At 55.7% G+C, this 23,520-nt stretch carries 19 protein-coding genes; 9 read left to right on the top strand and 10 right to left on the bottom strand.

Annotation, left to right across the window (positions count from 1 at the left end; all coding sequences use genetic code 11):
* Positions 1-34 precede the first annotated feature (34 nt).
* Positions 35-808 (bottom strand): acetylglutamate kinase, encoded by a 774-nt coding sequence (gene argB, locus DCL27_RS16380; RefSeq protein ID WP_005280610.1) that lies wholly within the window; start codon positions 806-808, stop codon positions 35-37.
* 30 nt (positions 809-838) lie between these two features.
* Positions 839-1,861 (bottom strand): N-acetyl-gamma-glutamyl-phosphate reductase, encoded by a 1,023-nt coding sequence (gene argC, locus DCL27_RS16385; protein WP_035596737.1) that lies wholly within the window; start codon positions 1,859-1,861, stop codon positions 839-841.
* Between the two features lie 204 nt (positions 1,862-2,065).
* Between argC and argE the strand changes: the two genes are divergently transcribed.
* Both argE and ppc read left to right on the top strand, forming a co-directional pair.
* Complete coding sequence (argE, locus tag DCL27_RS16390) at positions 2,066-3,217, top strand: acetylornithine deacetylase (RefSeq protein ID WP_005280604.1); 1,152 nt, start codon at positions 2,066-2,068, stop codon at positions 3,215-3,217.
* A gap of 234 nt (positions 3,218-3,451) precedes the next feature.
* Positions 3,452-6,085 (top strand): phosphoenolpyruvate carboxylase, encoded by a 2,634-nt coding sequence (ppc, locus tag DCL27_RS16395; protein WP_005280601.1) that lies wholly within the window; start codon positions 3,452-3,454, stop codon positions 6,083-6,085.
* Between the two features lie 202 nt (positions 6,086-6,287).
* On the opposite strand, the gene metF is transcribed toward ppc, so the two are convergent.
* Complete coding sequence (gene metF, locus DCL27_RS16400) at positions 6,288-7,178, bottom strand: methylenetetrahydrofolate reductase (protein ID WP_005297426.1); 891 nt, start codon at positions 7,176-7,178, stop codon at positions 6,288-6,290.
* Between the two features lie 218 nt (positions 7,179-7,396).
* Entirely contained in the window at positions 7,397-7,984 is a 588-nt protein-coding gene (locus tag DCL27_RS16405) for a TetR/AcrR family transcriptional regulator (protein ID WP_035596734.1), read from the bottom strand.
* Positions 7,985-8,149: 165 nt separating this feature from the next.
* On the opposite strand from DCL27_RS16405, the gene DCL27_RS16410 reads away from it, so the two are divergent.
* Both DCL27_RS16410 and DCL27_RS16415 read left to right on the top strand, forming a co-directional pair.
* Positions 8,150-8,710 carry a carboxymuconolactone decarboxylase family protein gene (locus DCL27_RS16410; protein WP_005280590.1) on the top strand — a complete coding sequence of 187 codons (561 nt, stop codon included), beginning with the start codon at positions 8,150-8,152 and terminating at the stop codon, positions 8,708-8,710.
* Between the two features lie 163 nt (positions 8,711-8,873).
* Complete coding sequence (locus tag DCL27_RS16415; RefSeq protein WP_005297421.1) at positions 8,874-10,109, top strand: MFS transporter; 1,236 nt, start codon at positions 8,874-8,876, stop codon at positions 10,107-10,109.
* A 51-nt stretch (positions 10,110-10,160) separates the two neighbouring features.
* Here the strand turns inward: DCL27_RS16415 and dtd are convergent, their stop codons facing one another.
* From dtd to typA, 4 genes are all read right to left on the bottom strand, one after another.
* Positions 10,161-10,598, bottom strand: coding sequence for a D-aminoacyl-tRNA deacylase (dtd, locus tag DCL27_RS16420; protein WP_005280585.1), 438 nt, complete (start codon positions 10,596-10,598; stop codon positions 10,161-10,163).
* Positions 10,599-10,613: 15 nt separating this feature from the next.
* Positions 10,614-11,492 (bottom strand): virulence factor BrkB family protein, encoded by an 879-nt coding sequence (locus DCL27_RS16425; RefSeq protein ID WP_005280582.1) that lies wholly within the window; start codon positions 11,490-11,492, stop codon positions 10,614-10,616.
* A gap of 108 nt (positions 11,493-11,600) precedes the next feature.
* Positions 11,601-12,197: a glucose-1-phosphatase gene (gene yihX, locus DCL27_RS16430; RefSeq protein WP_035596733.1), complete on the bottom strand. Its 597-nt coding sequence runs from the start codon at positions 12,195-12,197 to the stop codon at positions 11,601-11,603.
* Between the two features lie 205 nt (positions 12,198-12,402).
* Positions 12,403-14,223: a ribosome-dependent GTPase TypA gene (gene typA, locus DCL27_RS16435; RefSeq protein ID WP_005280575.1), complete on the bottom strand. Its 1,821-nt coding sequence runs from the start codon at positions 14,221-14,223 to the stop codon at positions 12,403-12,405.
* A gap of 370 nt (positions 14,224-14,593) precedes the next feature.
* On the opposite strand from typA, the gene glnA reads away from it, so the two are divergent.
* From glnA to DCL27_RS16460, 5 genes are all read left to right on the top strand, one after another.
* Positions 14,594-16,003 (top strand): glutamate--ammonia ligase, encoded by a 1,410-nt coding sequence (glnA, locus tag DCL27_RS16440; RefSeq protein WP_005280572.1) that lies wholly within the window; start codon positions 14,594-14,596, stop codon positions 16,001-16,003.
* A gap of 228 nt (positions 16,004-16,231) precedes the next feature.
* Entirely contained in the window at positions 16,232-17,299 is a 1,068-nt protein-coding gene (gene glnL, locus DCL27_RS16445) for a nitrogen regulation protein NR(II) (protein ID WP_005297417.1), read from the top strand.
* 36 nt (positions 17,300-17,335) lie between these two features.
* Positions 17,336-18,751, top strand: a complete 1,416-nt coding sequence (gene glnG, locus DCL27_RS16450; protein WP_035596731.1) for a nitrogen regulation protein NR(I) — start codon at positions 17,336-17,338, stop codon at positions 18,749-18,751.
* A gap of 119 nt (positions 18,752-18,870) precedes the next feature.
* Entirely contained in the window at positions 18,871-18,993 is a 123-nt protein-coding gene (locus tag DCL27_RS16455) for a YshB family small membrane protein (protein ID WP_005280558.1), read from the top strand.
* A 232-nt stretch (positions 18,994-19,225) separates the two neighbouring features.
* The gene (locus DCL27_RS16460; protein ID WP_005280555.1) at positions 19,226-20,884 is read left to right on the top strand and encodes a putative transporter; all 1,659 of its coding nucleotides are present in this window, start codon (positions 19,226-19,228) and stop codon (positions 20,882-20,884) included.
* Between the two features lie 82 nt (positions 20,885-20,966).
* On the opposite strand, the gene hemN is transcribed toward DCL27_RS16460, so the two are convergent.
* Both hemN and yihI read right to left on the bottom strand, forming a co-directional pair.
* Positions 20,967-22,340 carry an oxygen-independent coproporphyrinogen III oxidase gene (gene hemN / locus DCL27_RS16465; RefSeq protein ID WP_005280552.1) on the bottom strand — a complete coding sequence of 458 codons (1,374 nt, stop codon included), beginning with the start codon at positions 22,338-22,340 and terminating at the stop codon, positions 20,967-20,969.
* Between the two features lie 186 nt (positions 22,341-22,526).
* Positions 22,527-23,051, bottom strand: a complete 525-nt coding sequence (yihI, locus tag DCL27_RS16470) for a Der GTPase-activating protein YihI (RefSeq protein ID WP_005280548.1) — start codon at positions 23,049-23,051, stop codon at positions 22,527-22,529.
* Between the last annotated feature and the right edge of the window lie 469 nt (positions 23,052-23,520).

The following is a 23,520-nucleotide window of genomic DNA, read 5'->3' on the forward strand; positions in this document are numbered from 1 at the left end:
TTGTGTTCAACCGAATCATGTCGTTGTGTTTGTGTTAGGCGTAAATACGTGTACCGACGGCCTCGCCATTAAACAGGGCCGGTAATTTTTCGGCGCAACGCCAGCCGGCGATATCGACGGCCCGCCCTAGCGTCTGCGCGGCTTCAAGTGCGGCATTCACTTTCACCACCATGCCATCGGTGATGATGCCTTGTGCGATCAGCTGCTGTACCTTCGTCGCGCTCAGTTCGGCGATACGTTGCCCCTTGCCGTCAAGGATGCCGCTGACATCAGAGAGCAATAGTAGATCGGCCTGTAAGGTTGCGGCCAACGCCGTCGCAGCCTGATCGGCATTAACATTCAACACCATACCGTCGGCACTGATGCCGATAGAGCTAACGATCGGCAGGAACCCCGCCGCCAATAGCTGACGCACCCACTGTGGCGATCCCGGCTGCGCCGCACCCACATGACCGAGCGCCTCATCCAGGAGCGTGACCCGTACCATATCGCCGTCTGCCAGCGATAAGCCCAAGGCGGGCAAACCGTGGGCAATGGCGCAGGCTTGTAGGGTCTTATTCGCCGTCCCCGCCAATGCACCGCTGATGATGCCGATCTGATCGGCGGGCGTGACACGTAGACCATTTCTTTTCTCTACGGGGAGTTGCAGACGCGCCATCAACTCATCCACCAGACAGCCGCCGCCGTGAACGATGATGATCGGACGCTGGTCAGTACGGCGATAGCGTAGCAACGCCTGGAAAAGGCGTTCCATCGCCTGAGGGTTATCGAGTAACACACCGCCGAGTTTAATGATTAATGGATCCATAGCTGCCTCTGTCTCTCCAACTGGTTTGAATTAAAGCAGGGCGCAAGTCTGCTGAAAGCCAAAGCGTAGATTCATGCACTGCACTGCCTGGGCTGCTGCCCCTTTTAACAGGTTGTCTTCGGCGGCGATCACGATCAGATGCTCACCCTGTAAGGCGAAACCTATATCGCAATAGGGCGTGCCAGCCACCGCCCCAACCGATGGCAACGTCTCTGTATTTAGGCGCACCAGCGGCTGTTCCTGATAAGCGCGATAGAACGCCGTAGCGATCTCCGCCGCATCGACGCCGCTTTTCACCCGCAGGTGGATGGTCGCTAAGATCCCACGCGGGAAGTTCCCCAGATGGGGGGTGAAAATAACCGGTATTCCCAGATGCGCCGCGATCTCTGGCTGATGACGATGGGTGAATAGGCCATACGGTTGCAGGCTCACCTCACAAAAGCTGTTGTTCAGGCTGGCCTTGCGTCCGGCACCACTCACCCCGCTGACGGCATTGATCACCGGCCACTGCGTCGTATCAACCAAACCGGCAGCCAGCAAAGGCTTAAGTGCCAGTTGTGCCGCCGTGGGATAGCAGCCCGGCAAGGCGATCAGCTGCGCCGAACGTAGCGCGTCAGCCTGCCACTCCGCGAGGCCATAGACCGCCTGGGCTAACCATTCAGGATATTGATGAGTAAAACCGTAATATTGCGAATAAAACGCCGCCTGATTTACCCGATACGCACCCGAGAGATCGAAGACCGTACAACCCGCAGCGAGAAACTGCGGGGCTAATTGATGACTCACGGCATGATCCGTCGCCAGGAAGACCACATCCGCCAGCTCAGCCAAAGAGGCCATATCATCACTGGCAATAAGCCGTTGGTCGACCACGCCTTTTAGGCGAGGATGCAGATCGGATAAGCGCTTACCACCATCAACACTTTGCGCCGAGACGATCAAACCGGCTATGGTGATATAGGGATGACGCTGTAGGTAGGCGGCCAATTCGGCACCGGTATAACCGCTGGCGCCGACGACTAATGCTCTTAAGGTCGTTGGGATGTTAGACATTGCTGCGATAGCCTCTCTTGGTTAACTATGGATAGCGGGCGAGACGCCGATCTCCCTCTGCGCCTCGTCGTTCATCCCGTTAGCCCCGCAGCCATGCCGGCATCCGGGCTTCCCTGTCTGTTTCTTTCAAACAAGCTTTAAGTGTATTTTTATTCAAAATAAATGCATGAATATTGATACTATCCCCAGCGGAGGCTGTCAACATTGAATACGCAATTACCCTCATTTATCGAGCTATACCGTGCGCTTATCGCCACGCCATCCATCAGTGCCAACGATGCGGCACTGGATCAGAGTAATGAACGATTAATCAATCTGTTGGCAGGTTGGTTGAGCGATATGGGATTCCGGGTCGAAGTTCAGCCCGTTCCAGGAACAAGAAAGAAATTCAATCTGTTAGCTAGCTATGGCCAAGGGCCTGATGGGCTAATGCTCGCAGGGCATACGGATACGGTCCCCTTCGACGAGGGGCGCTGGACGCGCGATCCCTTCACCCTCAGCGAACAGGATAATAAACTATATGGCCTTGGCACCGCCGATATGAAGGGCTTCTTCGCCTTTATCCTCGATGCATTACGAGATATCGAACTGCATAAATTGGCGAAACCGCTGTATATTCTGGCAACGGCGGATGAAGAAACCTCAATGGCCGGGGCTCGCTATTTCGCGGCGAATACGGCGCTACGCCCCGCCTGCTGCATTATCGGCGAACCGACCTCCCTCAAACCGATCCGAGCACATAAAGGTCACCTCTCGGAGGCTATTCGTATCACCGGTCAATCCGGTCACTCCAGCGATCCGGCTCGTGGCATCAACGCCATCGAGATCATGCATGATGCCATCGGCCAGCTACTGACGCTGCGCAATACGCTACAACAGCGTTACCATAATCCGGCGTTTAACATTCCCTACCCGACGATAAACCTGGGGCATATCCATGGCGGTGACGCCGCTAACCGTATCTGTGCCTGCTGTGAACTCCATCTGGATATGCGCCCCCTGCCGGGGATGACGCTTAACGACCTCAATGAACTACTCACTCAGGCCCTGGATCCCATCGTCCGCCAGTGGCCCGGACGGTTACGCATCGAATCGTTGCATCCGCCGATCCCCGGCTACGAGTGTCCACGTCATGCCCCGCTGGTACAGACAATAGAAAAATTGCTAGGCGAGCGTGCCGAGGTCGTCAACTATTGCACCGAAGCCCCGTTCCTACAGGAGATCTGTCCAACTCTGGTGCTCGGTCCTGGCTCGATTGAACAAGCGCATCAGCCGGATGAGTACCTGGCAACGGATTTTATTTTGCCAACGCGCACGCTGTTGATGCAGTTGATTCATCACTTTTGTCGGCCCTAAATGGGCCGTTAACTGCGTTAGCAAACGATGACGCGGCAACATTTGCAATGTAACTGTTATCAAATAGACCCATTCAGGTCATGCCGTAATTAAATTTCAGTTAACGCCGCTAAATTGTGTATTTTGGCAAGAAATTGTGTCAATTGACGCAGAAGACGGAACGTGGCTTTATAAAGAGACACTCTACAATTTCCGGGTGAAAGAAATTTACGTCTTGGGAGGGGCAGTGGTTCTATGAATGAGCAATATTCGGCGATGCGTGGCAATGTCAGCATGTTGGGCAAGCTGCTGGGCGATACTATCAAAGACGCACTGGGTGAACAGATCCTGGATCGCGTCGAAACCATCCGCAGGCTGTCCAAGTCGTCACGTGCTGGCAATGAAGCCAGCCGCCAGGCGTTGCTGAACACACTGCAAAACCTGTCTAACGATGAACTGTTGCCAGTGGCAAGGGCCTTTAGCCAGTTCCTCAATCTGGCTAACGTCGCGGAGCAATACCATCGTATCTCTCCCCATGGCGAGGCGGCCAGCAACCCCGATGCCCTCTCACAATTATTCACCCGGTTGAAGAAGAAGAACCTGGACGAGACTCAGATCCGCCAGGCCGTCGACAATCTCTCGATCGAGCTGGTCCTGACCGCGCATCCGACCGAGATCACCCGCCGGACACTGATCCATAAGCTGGTCGAGGTGAATACCTGCCTCAGTCAGTTGGACCATGACGATCTGGCCGACTACGAACGCAATCAGATCATGCGTCGCCTGCGCCAATTGGTCGCACAGTCTTGGCATACCGACGAAATTCGAAAGAATCGCCCCACGCCGATCGATGAAGCCAAATGGGGCTATGCCGTCGTCGAAAATAGCCTGTGGGAAGGTGTCCCCGCCTTTCTGCGCGAATTCAACGAGCAATTAGAAAAAGCGCTCGGTTACCAGCTCCCCGTCGAGGCCGTACCCGTACGCTTCACCGCTTGGATGGGCGGCGACCGTGACGGTAACCCCAATGTCACCGCCGAGGTGACACGCCGTGCCCTGTTGCTCAGCCGTTGGAAAGCCGCCGAGCTATTCCTGCGCGACGTCCAGGTGTTGGTATCGGAACTCTCCATGACGGTCTGCACCCCGGAGCTGCGCGTGCTGGCTGGTGAGGAGGCGCAAGAGCCTTATCGTGAGGTCTTAAAACGTCTGCGCCGTCAGTTGATCGATACGCAGACCTACCTCGATGCCCGCCTGCGCGGCGAGCATCCGCCACGCCCCAACGATCTACTGATCAGCAACGACCAATTGTGGCAACCGCTACACACCTGCTACCGCTCGCTTATGGCCTGCGGGATGGGGATCATCGCCAACGGGCAGCTGCTGGATACCCTACGCCGGGTTCATTGTTTCGGCGTCCCGCTGGTACGTATCGATATCCGCCAGGAGAGCACACGCCACACCGAGGCCATCGCCGAGCTGACGCGTTACTTAGGCCTAGGCGACTATGAAACCTGGTCCGAGGCAGACAAGCAGGCCTTCCTGCTGCGTGAACTGAACTCCAAACGTCCATTGGTGCCACGCCATTGGACACCGTCGCCAGAGACCAAGGAAGTCTTCGATACCTGTCAGGTCATCGCCGAGGCACCGGCTGGCGCCATCGCCGCCTACGTCATCTCCATGGCACGTACGCCTTCGGATGTCTTAGCGGTACACCTACTCCTGAAAGAAGCCGGCTGTCCCTTCAACCTACCGGTAGCGCCGCTGTTTGAAACGCTCGATGATCTGAACAATGCCGAGGCGGTGATGAGCCAACTGCTCAGCATCGACTGGTATCGCGGCTTCATCCAAGGCAAGCAGATGGTGATGATCGGTTACTCCGACTCCGCCAAGGATGCCGGGGTGATGGCCGCCTCCTGGGCTCAATACCGTGCGCAAGAGGCACTGGTGCGCGTCTGCGACCAGGCGGGGATCGCCCTGACCCTATTTCATGGTCGTGGCGGCTCTATCGGCCGTGGCGGCGCACCGGCACACGATGCCCTGCTCTCCCAACCGCCGGGCAGCCTGAAGGGGGGCCTGCGTGTCACCGAGCAAGGGGAGATGATCCGCTTTAAGCTCGGCTTACCCGAGATCGCGGTCAGTAGCCTGACGCTGTATACCAGCGCCATTCTGGAGGCTAACCTACTGCCGCCGCCAGCGCCGAAGCAGGCTTGGCGCGATATCATGGATGAGCTATCACAAACCTCCTGTGCGCTCTACCGCCGCTATGTGCGCGAGAACCCCGACTTCGTTCCCTATTTCCGCTCGGCCACACCGGAGCTGGAGCTGGGCAAACTCCCACTGGGCTCTCGCCCTGCCAAGCGCCGTCCTACCGGAGGGGTCGAGAGCCTGCGAGCCATCCCCTGGATCTTCGCCTGGACACAAAATCGCCTGATGCTACCAGCCTGGCTCGGTGCCGGCGCCGCATTGTCCGAGGCGATGGATCAGGGCAAGCGGGACACACTAGAGAACATGTACCGTGACTGGCCGTTCTTCACCACGCGTATCGATATGCTCGAGATGGTGTTCGCTAAATCCGATCTGTGGCTGGCGGAGTACTATGATCAACGCCTGGTCGATCCGGCCCTGTGGCCATTGGGGAACGATCTGCGCCAGCAGGTACAACGCGATATCCAGGCGGTACTGGCCATCGCCAACACCGACCATCTGATGGCCGATCTTCCTTGGGCCGCCGAATCTATCGCCCTACGTAACGTCTATACCGATCCACTCAACGTCTTGCAGGCCGAGCTGCTGCATCGCTCACGCCAACAAGAGACGCCGGACGCAAACGTCGAACAAGCGCTGATGGTTACCATCGCTGGCGTTGCCGCTGGGATGCGTAACACCGGCTAGTATGGGCCGAAGATTACGGCACGAAAAAGCCCGCTTAGGCGGGCTTTTGCTAACAACTGACCTGTCCTGAATAGCGTTATGAGCGACCACATCAGGCCCTGAAATATAAAACGCCCGATGATGTTCATCAGGCATTTTACAGACAAAAAACGGTCAACCGATATCAGGACTCGTCAAACACGTCGTACGGTTCTACCATCCTTTAGGCTTGCGGTCGTACCCCCAGGGTATGGCAGATAGCATAGCTCAGCTCCGCGCGGTTTAAGGTGTAGAAATGGAAATCCTTCACCCCTTCACGGCAGAGTAGCTTAACCATATCCATGGCAATATTCGCCCCCACCAGCTTGCGTGTCTCCACATCATTCTCCAAGCCATCGAACATCGCCATCATCCATTGCGGTACTCGCACGTTGGTCAGTGCAGCGAAACGCTGAAGTTGCCCAAAGTTTGAAACCGGCAGGATCCCCGGCACAATCTCAGCCTCGATCCCCGCCGCCGCACAACGATCGCGAAAGCGTAGATAGCTTTCCACATCAAAGAAAAATTGGGTGATCGCTCGATTGGCTCCCGCATCAATCTTACGCTTAAGATTCAACAGATCGGCCTGGGCACTCTTCGCCTCCGGGTGAACCTCGGGATACGCGGCAACCGAGATATCGAAGTCCGCCACCTCGCGCAATAACGCCACCAGATCGCTGGCATACATCTCGGGGCGCCCCGCCCCCGCTGCCAAATCACCGCGTAACGCCACAATATGACGGATACCACTCTGCCAGTAATCTCGGGCGATGGCACGTAACGCCTCACGGCTGGCATCGACGCAAGTCAGATGGGGAGCAGCCTCTAGCCCGGTACGCTCCTTGATGCCCTTGATCACCGAGTGAGTACGATCGCGCTCACCGGAATTTGCGCCATAGGTCACCGAGATAAACGCGGGCTTCAAGGTGCTGAGTCGATCGATGGATTGCCAGAGTGTCTGCTCCATCTCCGGCGTACGGGGGGGAAAAAACTCAAAGGAAACCTGGATCCTACCCTGCAACTCGGCCAGGCTCTGGTTTAGCGCATCATGCTGGCTTGCGTGAAAAAAACTCATCCCGATCATCCTTATGCTCGCTGCCCTGTGCGCTCCACCGCACGCCAAAATTAAACATCTATACGTTTAGACGTCTAAATAGAAGTTGCCGTAAGTCGATGGATTCGTCAACCGCAAAATGCATTTTACTCATGAAGAAATGACAAGGAGGGATGAGAGATATTCAAGCAGACCCCGCCAATCGTGCCCTCGCAGGGGGCGAGAGCTGCGGGCGTTCATCAACTATCGCTGCGCGGCCAACGCTGCAACGTCTTAACACTCTCAGCCACCAGCCGCGCCAAGGCGGGCGAATCACCGAGTTGTGATGCCATGATACGAATACCGATCACCTCTTTCTGCAACCACTGCGCCAACTGTCGAGCCTGCGGCTCCGTCAGCACAGGAAGAAAGGCGCGATAAAACGCCGCCTCCATCGCTGCCAGGTGTAAGCGTACCTGTGAGGCGAGGCTATCATCCTGTTGCCCCTCTACCTCCAGCAGACTCTTCACTAAGAAACAGACAGCCGAGGGGATCGATGCAGGAATGGGCTGGCCAAACTGTTGGAGAAAATCCACCGTGGCCGCAAACGGATCGCCATGAGCGATGAGTAATGCCTCATAGGCGGCGATCTGCTGCTGGGTATAACAGGCTAACGCGCGCGTAAACAGCACCTCTTTACTGCCAAACGAAGCGTAAATACTACCGGGGCGCATATTCAGTGCCCGCTCAATATCTTTCATCGATGTCGCAAAATAGCCTTGACGCCAGAACAGGATCACGGCCTGTTGCAGCGCCTCATCACGATCATGTTGTAGAGGTCGCGCCATATCACCGCCTAACCATCCGTTTTATTTTCTTCATTGTAGCGCACTTTTTTGAACGTTTATTCAAAAAACAAACTTGAATGATCGTTCAAAAATATCTAGAGTGAAATTTAACCACGAGGCTCCTCGCCCCAATGCGAGGCATCTCCCATCACACCAGGGAAACACATGATGCTGACATTTGAAAAATACGATGAGACCAACGCGCCACCCGAGAGTCGGGAGCTACTGCAGCAAAGTAAGCGCAACAATGGCGGCCTTCCCGCACTCCATGCCATCATGGCGGAGTCGCCACAACTGCTAGCCGGTTACCAGACGCTGCATCATCTTTTCCTCCACAGCAGCTTCGATGATGAAGAAAAAACCGTAGTCTGGCAGACCATTAATGTCGAACATCGCTGCCACTACTGTGTACCGGCACATACCCTGATCGCCAGAGCGATGAAAGTCGATGAGGCGATCAATGATGCTCTGCGCAATGAGACTCCGCTGCCTAACGCGCGTCTGGAGGCATTACGCACTTTCACCTTGGCCATGGTACGCCAACGGGGAGAAGTCGATGAGGCGACCCTCGAGGCTTTCCTTGCCGCCGGTTTTACGCGCCGCCACATCCTTGACGTCATCTTATGTCTGGCGCAAAAAGTGATGAGCAACTATACCAATCATGTGGCTCACACGGAGCTGGATGCCCGCCTACAATCCGTTGCCTGGCAAAAACGCACGGCCTAATACACCGCCCGCAGCGTTGATCCGCTGTGGGCGATCGCGCGCTAACGCACGAACGGCTGTTGCCAAGTACGCTCACTGACGGCAGAATAACCAGCCCTACCAGCCGCTATTTCACAGGCGATCCCGCTGGGTCTGACTGCTTTCCCTTTTAGCGACCAATACTATGCAACAAAACCGTTCTTCTCCTACGCGCCGCCTCGGCCGACGCGCGTTGCTCTTTCCACTCTGTCTGGTGTTATACGAGTTCGCGACTTATATCGGAAACGATATGATCCAACCCGGAATGCTTTCGGTAGTACAAACTTTCGGCGTCGATGACAGCTGGGTTCCCACCTCCATGACGGCTTACCTCGCTGGCGGCATGTTCTTGCAATGGCTACTCGGCCCACTCTCTGACCGTATCGGTCGGCGTCCGGTGATGCTGACCGGCACCCTCTATTTCGCTGTCACCTGTCTGGCCATCCTGTTCACCGACAGTATCGAACAATTTACACTGCTGCGTTTCCTGCAAGGGATCAGCCTGTGCTTCATCGGGGCCGTCGGCTATGCCGCCATCCAAGAGTCGTTCGAGGAGTCGGTATGTATCAAGATCACCGCCCTGATGGCCAACGTTGCCCTGATCGCGCCACTGCTCGGTCCATTGGCGGGCGCGGCTTGGGTACATGTCCTGCCCTGGGAAAGCATGTTTATCCTGTTCGCCGTCCTGGCGCTGATCGCCTTTATCGGACTATATAAGGCCATGCCGGAAACGGCCACCCGCCGTGGGGAAAAACTGTCACTGCCCGCGCTAGGTCATGACTACGCATTGGTATTGAAGAATGGGCGTTTCCTCTGCGGTGCGCTGGCGTGTGGTTTTGCCAGCCTGCCACTACTGACCTGGATAGCGCAGTCACCGGTGATCATCATCAGTGGTGAAGGGCTAAGTAGTTATGACTACGGCCTGTTGCAGGTGCCGATCTTCGGCATGCTGATCCTGGGTAACTTTACGCTGGCTCGCCTGAGTGGGCGGCGCCCAGTACGCCGCTTGATTCAGCTAGGCGCCTGGCCGATGGTCGGCGGGCTGACCATCGCCGCCGTCGCGACGCTCTATAGCCCCCACGCCTATCTGTGGATGATGGCGGGGCTCAGCCTATACGCTTTCGGTATCGGCCTAGCCAACGCCGGTCTGTATCGCCTCACGCTCTTCTCCAGCGAGATGAGTAAGGGGACAGTCTCCGCCGCCATGGGGATGATCAGTATGTTGATCTACACATTGGGTATCGAGGTGGGAAAACACGCCTGGCTGCTCAGTGGTAACGGTGCCTTCAATCTGTTCAATCTGCTCAGCGGATTGCTATGGCTGTGGTTAGTCGTACGGATGCTACGCGACAAGCGAGTCGGTATCCAGACAGAGTCGTAACTCGGCCCCCTGTGTGGCGGCGTACTGCTCGACGCCGCACAGGGTGACTGGCTAGACCTGCAGCCAGAAGGTGACCGGCCCATCATTAAGCAGTTCTACCTGCATATCGGCGGCAAAACGCCCGGTCTCCGTAGCAACGCCACTGGCACGGCAGCACGCCGTAAAATAGTCATATAACCGCTCGGCCTCATCTGGCACCGCGCCACGGGAAAAGCTGGGACGCATCCCCTTCTGGGTGTCGGCCGCAAGCGTAAACTGGGAGACGACCAAGACACTGCCGCCGGCCTGTTGCACGTTGAGATTCATCTTGTCATTCTCATCGCTAAAAATACGATATCCCAACACCTTATCAGACAAACGCTTCGCCTTTTGCTGATCGTCATCCTTCTCCACGCCCAACAATACCAGCAGCCCCGCACCGATCTCGCCGACAATCTGCTGTTCCACCGTTACGCTGGCGCGGGTCACGCGCTGAATTAACGCAATCATTATTCCTCTGACTCCTTACTCATGATGGGATTTTAGCGTCTGCTGTAATCCTCTCGCTTGCTGACGATGGGTGCGAAAGTCGCCGATGGCCACGGTGATCTCTGCACCGAGCAGAACGATACACCAGCTCCAATATACCCAGACGAACAACATCGGGATCACCGCCAATACACCATAGATCAGCTGATATGATGGAAAGGCGGTGATATACAACGCAAAAGCCTTCTTCCCCAGCTCAAACAAACCGCCAGCCACCAACGCACCTATCAGTGCATCACGCAGCGGCACCCGCTGTGTCGGGACGATGCAATACAATAACCAGAAGCTGACGCATGACAACAGCAACGGGAATAAACGTAGTAACTGATCGACGAGGGAGTAAACACGGCTATCGGCCAGCCAGCGTAGCGATAATAGGTAGGTGCTGATCCCCATGCTGGCACCGACGAGCAGCGGCCCCAGGGTAAGGATCATCCAATAGACCGCGAATGAATATACGATGGCGCGCTTACGTTCGCTGCGCCAGATATGGTTCAACGCCCCATCCACCGACGAGATCAGCAGCAGTGCGGTGACGATCAGACCGATAATACCCAGGGCGGTCATCTTACTCGAATTCGCAACAAACTGTTCCAGATAGGATTGCACCACATCGCCGGCCGCGGGTACGAAGTTGGTAAAGATAAAATGCTTCAACTGATCGGAAACGCTGGCGAACATCGGAAAGGCGGTGAACAGGGAGAACACTACCGTCACCAGCGGTACCAATGAGAGTAACGAGACGTAGGCCAACGACCCCGCCACCATCGTCATACGATCTTCATCGACCCGCCGCCACAGTATCTGGGCGAAGCAGAACCCACCTTTCAGGTGTTTTAAGGAAAAGGGCGCCATAGCCACTCCTATCAGTCATCCCCGTCCGACACGGGTCAATCCTTCCTACCGTCACGGAGGAAGCCAGTCATTATGCCAAGAAACGGGCATGCCCTCTCCCAGAAGCCATTACGGCTCATGCGCAAAGTAGGCCGGGATAACCTGCCGGTCATCCACCTGAATGGCACGGATACCCAGCACCTGCGCCGCCGCAATGTTATCGTGATTATCATCGAAGAATACCGTCTGCGCCGCCGTCGCTCGCTCCTGTTCGAGGACATAACGGTAAATCTCGGCCTCTGGTTTACGCATCCCCAAGTCCTGCGACAAATACATCCGATCGCAGGCGGCCGCGACTTGCGGGTAGTGCTTAGGCCAGAAGTGAGTATGCAGGCGATTGGTATTAGAGAGTACAACCACCCGCTCCCCCTGAGTGCGCAACCGCTGCATGATGGCGATCACCTCTGGACGGAGCGCGACAAAGATCGCCTGCCACCCCAACTCGAACTGGGCAAAACTCAGTGAGATCCCCATCTCTGCACACAGGCGTCGAGCGAAGGTTTCATCATCGATCTCGCCTCGCTCATGCTGGCGAAACGTCTCTCCCATCGTAAAACGCTTGCTCAGCGTCGCCAACGGCGCCCCGCTGTAGCGACTCCAGACCCCCAACACCCGCTGGAAGTCGATATCGACGATCACGTTACCCAAATCAAAGATATACAACATGTGCAGCTCCCGATTTCAGCTTATTGGCGTGAGAGTCTCCACTGTAGACGGAAAAACGGTGAGCGAACAGACAGAAAGGGAGAAAAGCAGAAAGGGATACGTAGAAGAAAAAACGCGCGTTCCCATTTTAGCGAGGTGGGATCCTCGCAACCATAAAAAAGGGCACCCACACGGTGCCCTTTTCTCAAACACTCAAACGAGACGATTAGTCACGCGGGCCACGGTTAGCGCGGCGACGATCGTTCTCGGTCAGGTGACGTTTACGCAGACGTACAGAATGCGGCGTCACTTCGACCAGTTCGTCATCATCGATGAATTCCAGCGCCTGCTCCAGGGTCATTTTGATCGGCGGAGACAGGGTGGTCGCCTCATCGGTACCGGAGGCACGCATGTTGGTCAGCTTCTTACCAGTCAGGCAGTTAACGGTCAGGTCGTTAGAGCGGCTGTGAATACCGATGATCTGGCCTTCATACACTTCCGCACCATGACCGAGGAACAGCTTACCGCGATCCTGCAGGCTATACAGCGCATAGGCGACAGCCTTGCCCTGGCCGTTAGAGATCAGCACGCCGTTCTGACGCTGGCCGATTTCACCCGGACGGACGTCGTCGTAGTGACTGAAGGTAGAGTACAGCAGACCGGTACCAGAGGTCATGGTCATGAAGTCGGTACGGAAACCGATCAAGCCACGGCTAGGGATGATGTAATCCAGGCGAACACGACCCTTACCATCCGGGGACATGTCACGGATCTCACCCTTACGGATACCCAGTGCTTCCATCACAGAGCCCTGATGCTGCTCTTCGATGTCCAGAGTAACCTGCTCGAACGGCTCCTGCATGCGGCCATCGATCTCACGATAGATAACCTTCGGACGAGATACGGCCAGTTCATAGCCTTCACGACGCATGTTTTCGATCAGCACGGACAGATGCAGCTCACCACGACCAGAAACACGGAAGGCATCCGGGTCAGGCGTCTCTTCCACACGCAGTGCCACGTTGTGTACCAGTTCCTTCTGCAGACGCTCCAGGATCTGGCGGGAGGTCACGAACTTACCTTCTTTACCGCAGAACGGTGAGGTGTTAACGCAGAAGTACATGCTAACGGTCGGCTCATCGACAGTCAGCGCCGGCAACGCTTCGACGTTGTTCGGATCGCACAGCGTATCAGAGATGTTCAGATCGCCCAGACCGGTAACTGCAACGATGTCACCCGCTTCGGCCACATCGGTCTCGATGCGCTGCAGGCCCAGATGGCCCAGAACCTGGCCGATCTTACCGTTACGACGCTTACCTTCGCTGTCGACGATGGTGATCTGCTGGTTCGGCTTCACCTTACCGCGCTTGATGCGGCCGATGCCGATAACCCCAACATAGTTGTTGTAGTCCAGCTGGGAGATCTGCATCTGGAATGAACCGTCCAGGTCAACGTCCGGCGCGGCAACATGCTCGACGATAGCCTCAAACAGCGGAGTCATATCCTCGGCCATGTCGGCGTGATCCAGACCGGCGATCCCCTGCAGGGCAGACGCGTAGACGATCGGGAAGTCCAACTGCTCGTCGGTAGCACCCAGGTTAACGAACAGATCGAAGACCTGATCGACGACCCAATCCGGACGTGCGCCCGGGCGATCAACCTTGTTGATGACCACGATCGGCTTCAACCCATTGGCGAACGCCTTCTGGGTAACGAAGCGAGTCTGCGGCATCGGGCCATCCATTGCGTCGACCAGCAGCAGAACCGAGTCAACCATAGACATCACACGCTCTACCTCGCCGCCGAAGTCGGCGTGCCCCGGGGTATCTACGATGTTGATGCGATAGCCATTCCAATTAATGGCGGTGTTTTTAGCGAGGATAGTAATCCCACGCTCTTTCTCCAAATCGTTGGAGTCCATTACGCGCTCAGTCGCGTCGTTACGTTCACCCAGGGTCCCGGATTGTTGCAACAGTTTGTCGACCAGGGTGGTTTTCCCATGGTCAACGTGCGCAATAATGGCGATGTTACGCAGATTTTCGATCACAGCTTTGCCTCAGGCATTAGAAATAGCGCGCTATTGTACACGTATTAAGCGAGGGACTAAACAGGATCACAAGCTTCTCGCAGAAACAATGCTGCGAATGGCGGTTTGTGATCCTATTCACGATGCTAAATGGCGCGGGAATAAACAGCTTGCACCAAGATTGTGCGCTTGCTGAAGTGTTTTGCACCGTTATGGAGCACTCAGCTCCATCGGTAGCGCCTGACACAATGTCAGAGTTAGGTAATTATGCGCCATCCGGGCAATTTGTAAAGTTGGCACGTTTCTAGCTAATACTATGTCACGATGGCTAAAACCACTTTCTATCATCCGTGATCCGTTGCACGGCGACCAAAGAAACCGGGAGTAGAGTATGTCCGCTGAACATATCTTAGCGATGCTGAATGAGCACGAAGTTAAATTTGTCGATCTGCGTTTTACCGACACCAAAGGTAAAGAGCAGCACGTCACTATTCCGGCTCATCAGGTAAACGCCGACTTCTTCGAAGAAGGTAAAATGTTTGACGGCTCCTCTATCGGTGGCTGGAAAGGCATCAATGAATCTGACATGGTGTTAATGCCGGATGCCACCACGGCGGTGCTCGACCCGTTCTACGAGGAGCCGACCCTGATCATCCGCTGCGATATCCTGGAGCCGGGAACCATGCAGGGTTATGATCGCGATCCTCGTTCCATCTCCAAGCGTGCCGAAGATTTCCTGCGCGCCTCTGGTATCGCCGACACCGTACTCTTCGGGCCGGAACCAGAATTTTTCCTGTTCGACGATATCCGCTTCGGTAGTAGCATCCGTGGCAGCCATGTCGCCATCGATGACATCGAGGGCGCCTGGAACTCCTCGACCAAATATGAAGGCGGTAACAAGGGCCATCGCCCCGCCGTCAAGGGCGGCTACTTCCCGGTTCCGCCGGTCGACTCCTCACAGGACATCCGTTCTACCATGTGTCTGACCATGGAAGAGATGGGTTTGGTCGTCGAGGCGCATCACCACGAGGTGGCGACTGCCGGGCAGAACGAAGTGGCTACTCGCTTCAACACCATGACCAAGAAAGCCGACGAAATCCAGATCTACAAGTATGTGGTACATAACGTCGCCCACGCCTTTGGTAAGACCGCTACCTTCATGCCAAAACCGATGTTTGGTGACAACGGTTCCGGTATGCACTGCCACATGTCCCTCTCCAAGAACGGCAGTAACCTGTTTGCCGGTGACAAATACGGCGGCCTGTCCGAGATGGCACTGTACTACATCGGTGGGGTGATCAAACACGCGAAGGCGATCAACGCGCTAGCGAACCCGACCACCAACTCCTATAAGCGTCTGGTGCCGGGCTATGAGGCACCGGTGATGCTGGCCTACTCTGCCCGCAACCGCTCCGCCTCCATTCGTATCCCGGTGGTGGCATCGCCGAAGGCTCGCCGCATCGAGGTGCGCTTCCCGGATCCGGCGGCTAACCCCTACCTGTGCTTCGCCGCACTGTTGATGGCCGGTCTCGACGGCATCATCAACAAAATCCACCCCGGCGACGCCATGGATAAAAACCTGTATGACCTGCCGCCGGAAGAGGCCAAAGAGATCCCGACCGTGGCCGGTTCGCTGGATGAGGCCCTAGCGGCTCTGGATAGCGATCGCGAGTTCCTGACGCGTGGCGGTGTCTTCACCGATGACGCCATCGATGCCTACATCGCATTGCGCCAGGAAGAGATGGATCGTGTACGCATGACGCCGCACCCGGTTGAGTTTGAACTGTACTACAGCGTATAAGCGACAGCGTGCCGTTGCCTGGCACTGCACCGGGCAACGGCCAGACACCCCATACAGTACGTCTCTGTTTTTGTTGCCGTGGAAACTTTCAGCCCATCTTCGGATGGGTTTTTTTCGCCATGCATCACAGACCGGTGAGGAAAAAAGCGTGCCGCCCACCCTCTCGGTAACAAAAGCATGCTACAGTGCAAAAATCATATTGCACCAAAATAGTGCAGGAGTATGCCCATGGCCGACCCGACCATCGCGCCTCAGCGCGAACAACCCGATGCCTGGCAGTTGCTGAATGCCTTGATGACCTGTGTATTAGTCTTGGATGATGCGTTGGTCATCCGCTATGCCAACCCGGCCGCCCAACAGTTACTGGCGCAAAGTCCACGTAAACTTTTCGGCACACCGCTACCGGATCTATTAAGCTACCTGTCGTTAGACATCGACATGATGCAGGCCAGCCTCCGTAGCGGACAGGGATTTACCGACAACGAAGTCATGTTGGTGGTCGACAGCCAGCCTCACGTCATGACGTTAACGGCCCAACCCCTACACGAAGGGTTGATGATGCTCGAACTGGCTACCTTAGACAGCCAACGCCGACTCAGCCAGGAGCAGTTACAGCACGCTCAGCAAGTCGCCGCACGCGATCTGGTACGTGGACTCGCTCATGAGATCAAGAACCCGCTCGGTGGCTTACGCGGCGCGGCCCAACTGCTGGCGCGAGCACTGCCCGACCCCGCGTTGACCGAATATACCCAGGTGATCATCGAGCAGGCCGACCGCCTACGTAACCTGGTCGATCGCCTCTTAGGGCCACAACGTCCAGGGCAACGCGTCACAGAGAATATCCATCAGGTGGTCGAACGCGTCTGCCAGTTAGTGTCCTTAGAATGTCCCGATAACGTGACCCTACTGCGCGACTACGATCCCAGTCTGCCGGAGCTTAATCACGATCCGGAGCAGATTGAACAGGTGCTGTTAAACATCACCCGTAATGCCCTGCAGGCACTAGGCGAGCGTGGTGGCACCATTACCCTACGGACACGGACGGCGCTTCAGATCACCCTGCACGGCGAACGCTATCGTCTGGCGGCGCGCATCGATATCGAAGACGACGGGCCCGGGATCCCCGCCCAACTACAAGACACGCTGTTTTACCCGATGGTCAGCGGTCGTAGCGGGGGAACCGGACTTGGCCTGTCAATTGCACGTAACCTGATCGATCAACATCAGGGCAAAATTGAATTTAACAGCTGGCCAGGCCATACCGAATTTTCGGTGTATTTGCCGATTCGCAAATAGCCTCCGCCCCTAACGCAACAGGTGGTCACCATGACAATGCAACCGGGTCTCGTCTGGATCGTCGACGATGACAGTGCCATCCGCTGGGTATTAGAACGCGCGCTGACGGGCGCCGGTCTCTGCTGCACCACATTCGACAACGGCCAGGCGGTACTGACGGCGCTCAGCAGTCAGACGCCGGACGTCCTACTGTCTGACATTCGTATGCCCGGTATGGATGGTCTGGCGCTGCTCCAACAGATCAAACAGCGCCATCCCCTGCTACCGGTCATCATTATGACCGCCCACTCCGATCTCGACGCCGCCGTCAGCGCCTATCAACAGGGTGCCTTCGATTATCTGCCCAAACCTTTCGATATCGATGAGGCCGTCGCCTTGGTCGAGCGCGCCATCAGCCACTATCAGGAACAACAACAACCCTCGCGCCAAACACCGGCGGGCGATCCTAGCACCGATATTATCGGTGAGGCTGCCGCGATGCAGGATGTATTTCGTATCATCGGTCGACTGTCTCGCTCCTCCATCAGTGTCTTGATCAACGGTGAGTCGGGAACCGGTAAGGAGTTAGTCGCTCACGCCCTACATCGCCATAGCCCTCGCGCCCAAGCCCCCTTTATCGCCTTGAATATGGCGGCTATCCCACGCGATCTGATCGAGTCTGAGTTATTCGGCCACGAGAAGGGAGCCTTCACCGGCGCCAACCAAATCCGTCAGGGACGCTTCGAACAGGCGGATGGTGGTACCCTGTTTCTCGATGAGATCGGCGACATGCCATTGGATGTCCAAACCCGCCTGCTGCGCGTGTTAGCCGATGGTCAGTTTTACCGTATTGGTGGCTATGCGCCGGTCAAGGTCGACGTACGCATCATCGCCGCCACCCACCAGCATCTGGAGGTGCGGGTCCAGGAGGGGAAGTTTCGCGAAGATCTGTTTCACCGCCTCAACGTCATCCGTATTCACCTGCCCCCACTACGCGAACGGCGTGAGGATATTCCCCGCCTGGCGCGCCACTTCCTCAAAGTCGCCGCGCGCGAGTTGGGCGTTGAAGCTAAGGTGTTGAGTCCCGAGGCCGAGGCGGCGTTAACACGCCTGCCCTGGCCTGGTAACGTGCGCCAACTGGAAAATACTTGCCGCTGGCTGACGGTCATGGCCGCCGGCCAAGAGGTGCTCGTCCAAGATCTCCCGAATGAGCGCCTTAGCGAACCCCATGACACGACATCCTGTCCATCGGATAGCCCTGCCAATTGGCCTCTATTACTACGCCAGTGGGCGCAGCAAGCCTTACAGAATGGACGGCAGGATCTGCTCGCTGAGGCGCTCCCAGAAATGGAACGTACCCTATTAACCTGTGCGCTACAGCACACCCAAGGGCACAAGCAAGAGGCGGCGCGATTGTTAGGCTGGGGACGAAATACGCTAACCCGTAAACTGAAAGAATTAGGCATGGAATAGTCAATGGCGTGCTGATTACTGAGTAAAAACGCCACGCGCCGCACAAAAAAACGCCAAGTACGATCTTTACACGTCCGGTGCGACGCGTATGATCGACGACATTTTCAGGGAGAATTATGATGATCGACTCACTGTATGCCATGCTCTCTCACGGTGCCGAACTCAGTTCGGCTGGTGGTCCCTCTTCACATGCCGCCGTTGCCGCCGTGTTATGCGCCGCGCTATTTCATCTCTTAGGCTAACCCTATACCTTCTTGTGGTGTAGCGGCATCCTGTCGTAACCGCTTACTACACCGCGCCTGCGCGAATATCTGCTAGGATAGCCAATACATGCCATAGGGTTATGTGCCTGATGGCACATAACCCTATGCAGTATTCTGTGAGAATAGAATAGGTGATTTTTCCATGCGTCCTCATACGGTTATATAACCGTATAGATTTATAGCGGATCTTCTTACTATCAAGGATGTGTCCATGAGTGATATCGCCCTAACGGTCAGTATGCTATCGCTGGTCGCCGTACTTGGGTTATGGATCGGTAACTGGCGGATTTACGGCGTTGGCCTTGGGATCGGCGGCGTGTTGTTCGGCGGCATTATCGTCGGCCATTTCGCCCAAAGCTATCAGCTGATCCTCAACAACGATATGCTGCATTTTATTCAGGAGTTTGGCCTAATCCTGTTCGTCTACAGCATCGGCATCCAGGTTGGGCCGGGGTTCTTCTCATCACTACGCGTCTCGGGGCTACGCCTCAACGCCTTTGCTGTCTTAATGGTGGCGATCAGTGGCCTGATCACCGCCGCCATCTATAAGCTGTTCGACGTCCCCTTGCCCATCATCCTTGGGATTTTCTCCGGCGCGGTCACCAATACCCCCGCGCTTGGTGCCGGACAACAGATCCTGACCGATTTAGGATCGGCGCCCGACCAAATCAATCTGATGGGGATGGGCTACGCCATGGCCTACCCGTTTGGAATTTGCGGGATCCTCTTGGTGATGTGGTTAGTACGCTTACTATTCCGCATCAACGTCGATGCCGAGGCGCGTGACTTCGATTCGCGTAATGGCCATCATCATGAACTGCTGCAAACCATGAATATCATGGTACGCAATCCAAATCTGGACGGTCTATCGATTCAAGATGTCCCGATCCTGAATAGCGATACCATCGTCTGCTCGCGTCTCAAGCGGGGCGATCTACTGATGGTACCGTTGCCAACGACTCAAATAGCGATCGGCGATCTCCTTCATCTGGTTGGACAGAAACCAGAGCTGGAGAGCGCCCGGTTGGTGATCGGCGAACAGGTCGATACGTCACTGTCGACACGCGGCACAGAGCTCCAAGTCAGTCGTGTCGTCGTGACGAACGAGAAAGTGTTAGGGAAGAAGATCCGCGATCTTAACCTGAAGCAAAAGTACGATGTGGTCATTTCCCGCCTCAACCGCGCCGGGGTCGAATTAGTGGCGGGCAACAATGCGACCCTTCAGTTTGGTGATATCCTGAATCTGGTCGGACGCCCCCAATCGATCGATGCCGTCGCCGCCATCGTCGGCAACGCGCAGCAAAAACTGCAACAGGTGCAAATGCTACCGGTCTTTATCGGTATTGGGTTAGGGGTACTACTAGGTTCGATCCCATTGTTTATCCCCGGATTTCCGGCGGCGCTCAAACTAGGATTAGCCGGTGGCCCGTTAGTCGTTGCCCTCATTCTTGGCCGTATCGGTAGCATCGGCAAGCTGTACTGGTTTATGCCACCCAGCGCCAACCTGGCCCTACGCGAGCTGGGGATCGTGCTGTTTCTGGCGGTCGTCGGACTAAAATCAGGCGGTAACTTCATCGATACGCTGATCAACGGCGAAGGGGTCACCTGGATTGGTTATGGCATCCTGATCACCGCCATTCCGCTGATCACCGCAGCCATCATGGCACGCCTACTGATCAAGATGAACTACCTGACGCTCTGCGGCATGCTGGCTGGCGCCATGACCGATCCCCCAGCCCTCGCCTTCGCTAATGGTCTGCATGCCACGAGCGGGGCGGCCGCGCTCTCCTATGCCACCGTGTATCCTCTGGCGATGTTCTTGCGCATCATGTCGCCCCAGTTATTAGCGCTGTTATTCTGGAGCGTCTAACCACGTCCACCATCTCGACACACGCTAAACCAAACAGCCCCGCTTATGCGGGGCTGTTTGGTATCCGGCTCTGGCCCGATGCTTAAATCACACGAGAGAACTGTTGCATCCGTGCCTGACGGCGTAGATAGACATCAAAACACATGCAAATATTGCGAATCAATAGACGCCCACGCGGCGTCACGGTAATGGCATCCGCCCCCAACTCCACCAGCCCATCCTGAGCCAACGGGCGAAGTAGCACCAAATCCTCGACGAAGTAGTCCACGAAGCGAATACCATAGTGTTGCTCGATCGGGGCGTAATCGAGGCGGAAATTACAAATGAGCCCCTTGATCACGTCACGGCGGATACAATCATCTTGGCTCATGGTCAATCCACGCCATAACGCGGTACCCTGCGCTTCAACCGCAGCGTAATACTCCTTCAGTACCTTCAGATTCTGCGAGTAACTATCGCCGATCATACTAATCGCCGACACGCCTAATCCCAGCAGATCGCTATCGCCCTGGGTCGTATACCCCTGGAAATTACGGTGCAACTTACCGGCCCGCTGAGCCACCGCCAGCTCATCATCCCGATGGGCAAAGTGATCCATACCGATAAACTGGTAACCGACCCCCGTCAAGGTCGCGATACTCTGCTGCAAGATCGCCAGCTTGTGATCGGCGCTGGGCAGGTCGGCATCCTTAATCTTACGCTGAGCGGCGAAGAGCTTCGGCATATGCGCGTAGTTAAAGATACTTAGGCGATCGGGATTTAACTCGATCACCTTTTGTAGGGTAAAAGCGAAACTCTCCGGGGTCTGACGCGGCAGGCCATAAATCAGATCGATATTGGTCGAAGTAAAGCCGATTTCCCGCGCGTGACGCAATAGGGCGAAGATGAACGCCTCATCCTGCTCACGGTTAACCAGCTGTTGTACCGTCTTATTAAAGTCCTGTACCCCCATGCTGAGGCGATTAAATCCTTCATGACGCAGATGATCGAGGACGTCCAGTTCTATCTCACGCGGATCGATCTCGATTGAAATCTCAGCCTGCGGGGCAAAATGAAAGTGTGTACGCAACAACGCCATCAGGCGACTAATCTGCGCCTTGTTGAGATAGGTCGGCGTTCCGCCCCCCCAATGCAACTGACTGACGGTACGCCCGGCAAACAACGGAGCCCGTGCAGCAATCTCCAATGCCAGTTTATCCAGATACTCATCTGCCTTATGCGTCTGGCGAGTGACAATCTTGTTGCAGCCGCAGAAATAACACAGCTTGTGACAGAACGGGATATGGACGTAGAGAGATAGTGCACGCTCGGGATAACGGACCACCGCACGTTGAAAAGCCGCTTCGTTAAAGTCTTCGTTAAACTCCAGCGCGGTGGGGTATGAGGTATAGCGTGGCCCGGAATAGTTATATTTTTGGATCAGGGCCAGATCCCAGACGATAGTCTGTTCCGACATGGGTGCTCACTCCTTATTCTGTTTTCTCCTGCCGGCACGCAGTGGAGAAGCCGGTGGCCGACCGTAACGTATGGCGGCTCGTTGCCAGCGCGTTTTGCGCTGCGACAGCCGCCATAGTTTAGCCAATAACCACAGTAGATAACATGTGAGCAACGAGGCTATGACCAGAATCAACGCCATTCGGCATCAGATCGCATCTTTTGGGCTACCGCGGCGCAGCAGCTGCATGATGTCCTCGTCTTTCTCTTCCTCCTCGTCATCTTCCAGTTCGATGCCCAACTCTTCCATCAATTCATCGATGCGATCCAGCATCTCATCCACATAGCGCTGCTCCTCACTGTTCAGCGTCGCGCCTTCTTCCAAGCGCTCCAGCAAGGCATCCAGACGCGGATCATTTTCCAAACGCGCCAGTTCTGCCTCCGGCGTCAATACTGTCTTCGTCTCTGGCTGCTTCACAACCTGTACCCGACTTTTCACGACGCCAGGCTCGACCACCAACGTGACCGGCTTTTTGCTACCGATGCGCGGATCGCGATCGGCATGTATGCCGCCCTTCCCACCTTGGGTACTCTGCTCATTATTACGTGCACCCGGCTTATGGCCGCGGCGCTTCTTCTGGCGTTTACGCTCACGTCCCTCCAGATCTAGCTCCTGGCGGGTCTTACGTGTTTTTTTGCCTTTAACGGCCTTAGATTTATTCACCGGACTCATAACTTATACTCTTGGTCAGAGATGTCGAAAACTGCGGCGGAATCTATCAGAAAGGCCGCAAAGAAAAAAGGCGACAGTCTAAACTGTCGCCTTAATTCTATACCTTCTGCAGAAGGATATTGACACTCATCGTCCTTAACGGCAAACAACGTCCCGGTTTATCCCTTTGCGCTTGTGCGTCCCTGCTCTCTTCCTTGAGCCCCCTCACGGGGCAGCTCATCCTCGAGCCTCTTCCCTGTGACAAACATCCTGTCTGCCAAGCCACGTCCTATGGCTGCATCCTGCATCTCGCTGCGTCATCCTGACACACCCGATCTCTCACCATCCTGGTCTTGAGGTCCCTTTCACGGCATCCCTACCGTGTAATCACTCTATCTTACTGACGGTAAACGACAATATGGTTCTCTCGCGCTCTTCCCACGATACAGATCACATAAGTTATGTAATTAATTGAATATGAATAAGTAAA

Source organism: Edwardsiella tarda ATCC 15947 = NBRC 105688 (assembly GCF_003113495.2).
Taxonomy (GTDB): Bacteria; Pseudomonadota; Gammaproteobacteria; order Enterobacterales; family Enterobacteriaceae; genus Edwardsiella; species Edwardsiella tarda.

Excerpts from the sequence above, each read along its gene's own strand:
- DCL27_RS16460 (WP_005280555.1), top strand. The coding sequence starts at position 19,226 with ATGAGTGATATCGCCCTAACGGTCAGTATGCTATCGCTGGTCGCCGTA.
- yihX (WP_035596733.1), bottom strand. The coding sequence starts at position 12,197 with ATGTTGTATATCTTTGATTTGGGTAACGTGATCGTCGATATCGACTTC.
- metF (WP_005297426.1), bottom strand. The coding sequence starts at position 7,178 with ATGAGTTTTTTTCACGCAAGCCAGCATGATGCGCTAAACCAGAGCCTG.
- hemN (WP_005280552.1), bottom strand. The coding sequence starts at position 22,340 with ATGTCGGAACAGACTATCGTCTGGGATCTGGCCCTGATCCAAAAATAT.
- glnA (WP_005280572.1), top strand. The coding sequence starts at position 14,594 with ATGTCCGCTGAACATATCTTAGCGATGCTGAATGAGCACGAAGTTAAA.
- argB (WP_005280610.1), bottom strand. The coding sequence starts at position 808 with ATGGATCCATTAATCATTAAACTCGGCGGTGTGTTACTCGATAACCCT.
- glnL (WP_005297417.1), top strand. The coding sequence starts at position 16,232 with ATGGCCGACCCGACCATCGCGCCTCAGCGCGAACAACCCGATGCCTGG.
- DCL27_RS16415 (WP_005297421.1), top strand. The coding sequence starts at position 8,874 with ATGCAACAAAACCGTTCTTCTCCTACGCGCCGCCTCGGCCGACGCGCG.
- DCL27_RS16425 (WP_005280582.1), bottom strand. The coding sequence starts at position 11,492 with ATGGCGCCCTTTTCCTTAAAACACCTGAAAGGTGGGTTCTGCTTCGCC.
- DCL27_RS16410 (WP_005280590.1), top strand. The coding sequence starts at position 8,150 with ATGATGCTGACATTTGAAAAATACGATGAGACCAACGCGCCACCCGAG.
- ppc (WP_005280601.1), top strand. The coding sequence starts at position 3,452 with ATGAATGAGCAATATTCGGCGATGCGTGGCAATGTCAGCATGTTGGGC.
- yihI (WP_005280548.1), bottom strand. The coding sequence starts at position 23,051 with ATGAGTCCGGTGAATAAATCTAAGGCCGTTAAAGGCAAAAAAACACGT.
- DCL27_RS16405 (WP_035596734.1), bottom strand. The coding sequence starts at position 7,984 with ATGGCGCGACCTCTACAACATGATCGTGATGAGGCGCTGCAACAGGCC.
- dtd (WP_005280585.1), bottom strand. The coding sequence starts at position 10,598 with ATGATTGCGTTAATTCAGCGCGTGACCCGCGCCAGCGTAACGGTGGAA.
- argC (WP_035596737.1), bottom strand. The coding sequence starts at position 1,861 with ATGTCTAACATCCCAACGACCTTAAGAGCATTAGTCGTCGGCGCCAGC.
- DCL27_RS16455 (WP_005280558.1), top strand. The coding sequence starts at position 18,871 with ATGATCGACTCACTGTATGCCATGCTCTCTCACGGTGCCGAACTCAGT.
- glnG (WP_035596731.1), top strand. The coding sequence starts at position 17,336 with ATGCAACCGGGTCTCGTCTGGATCGTCGACGATGACAGTGCCATCCGC.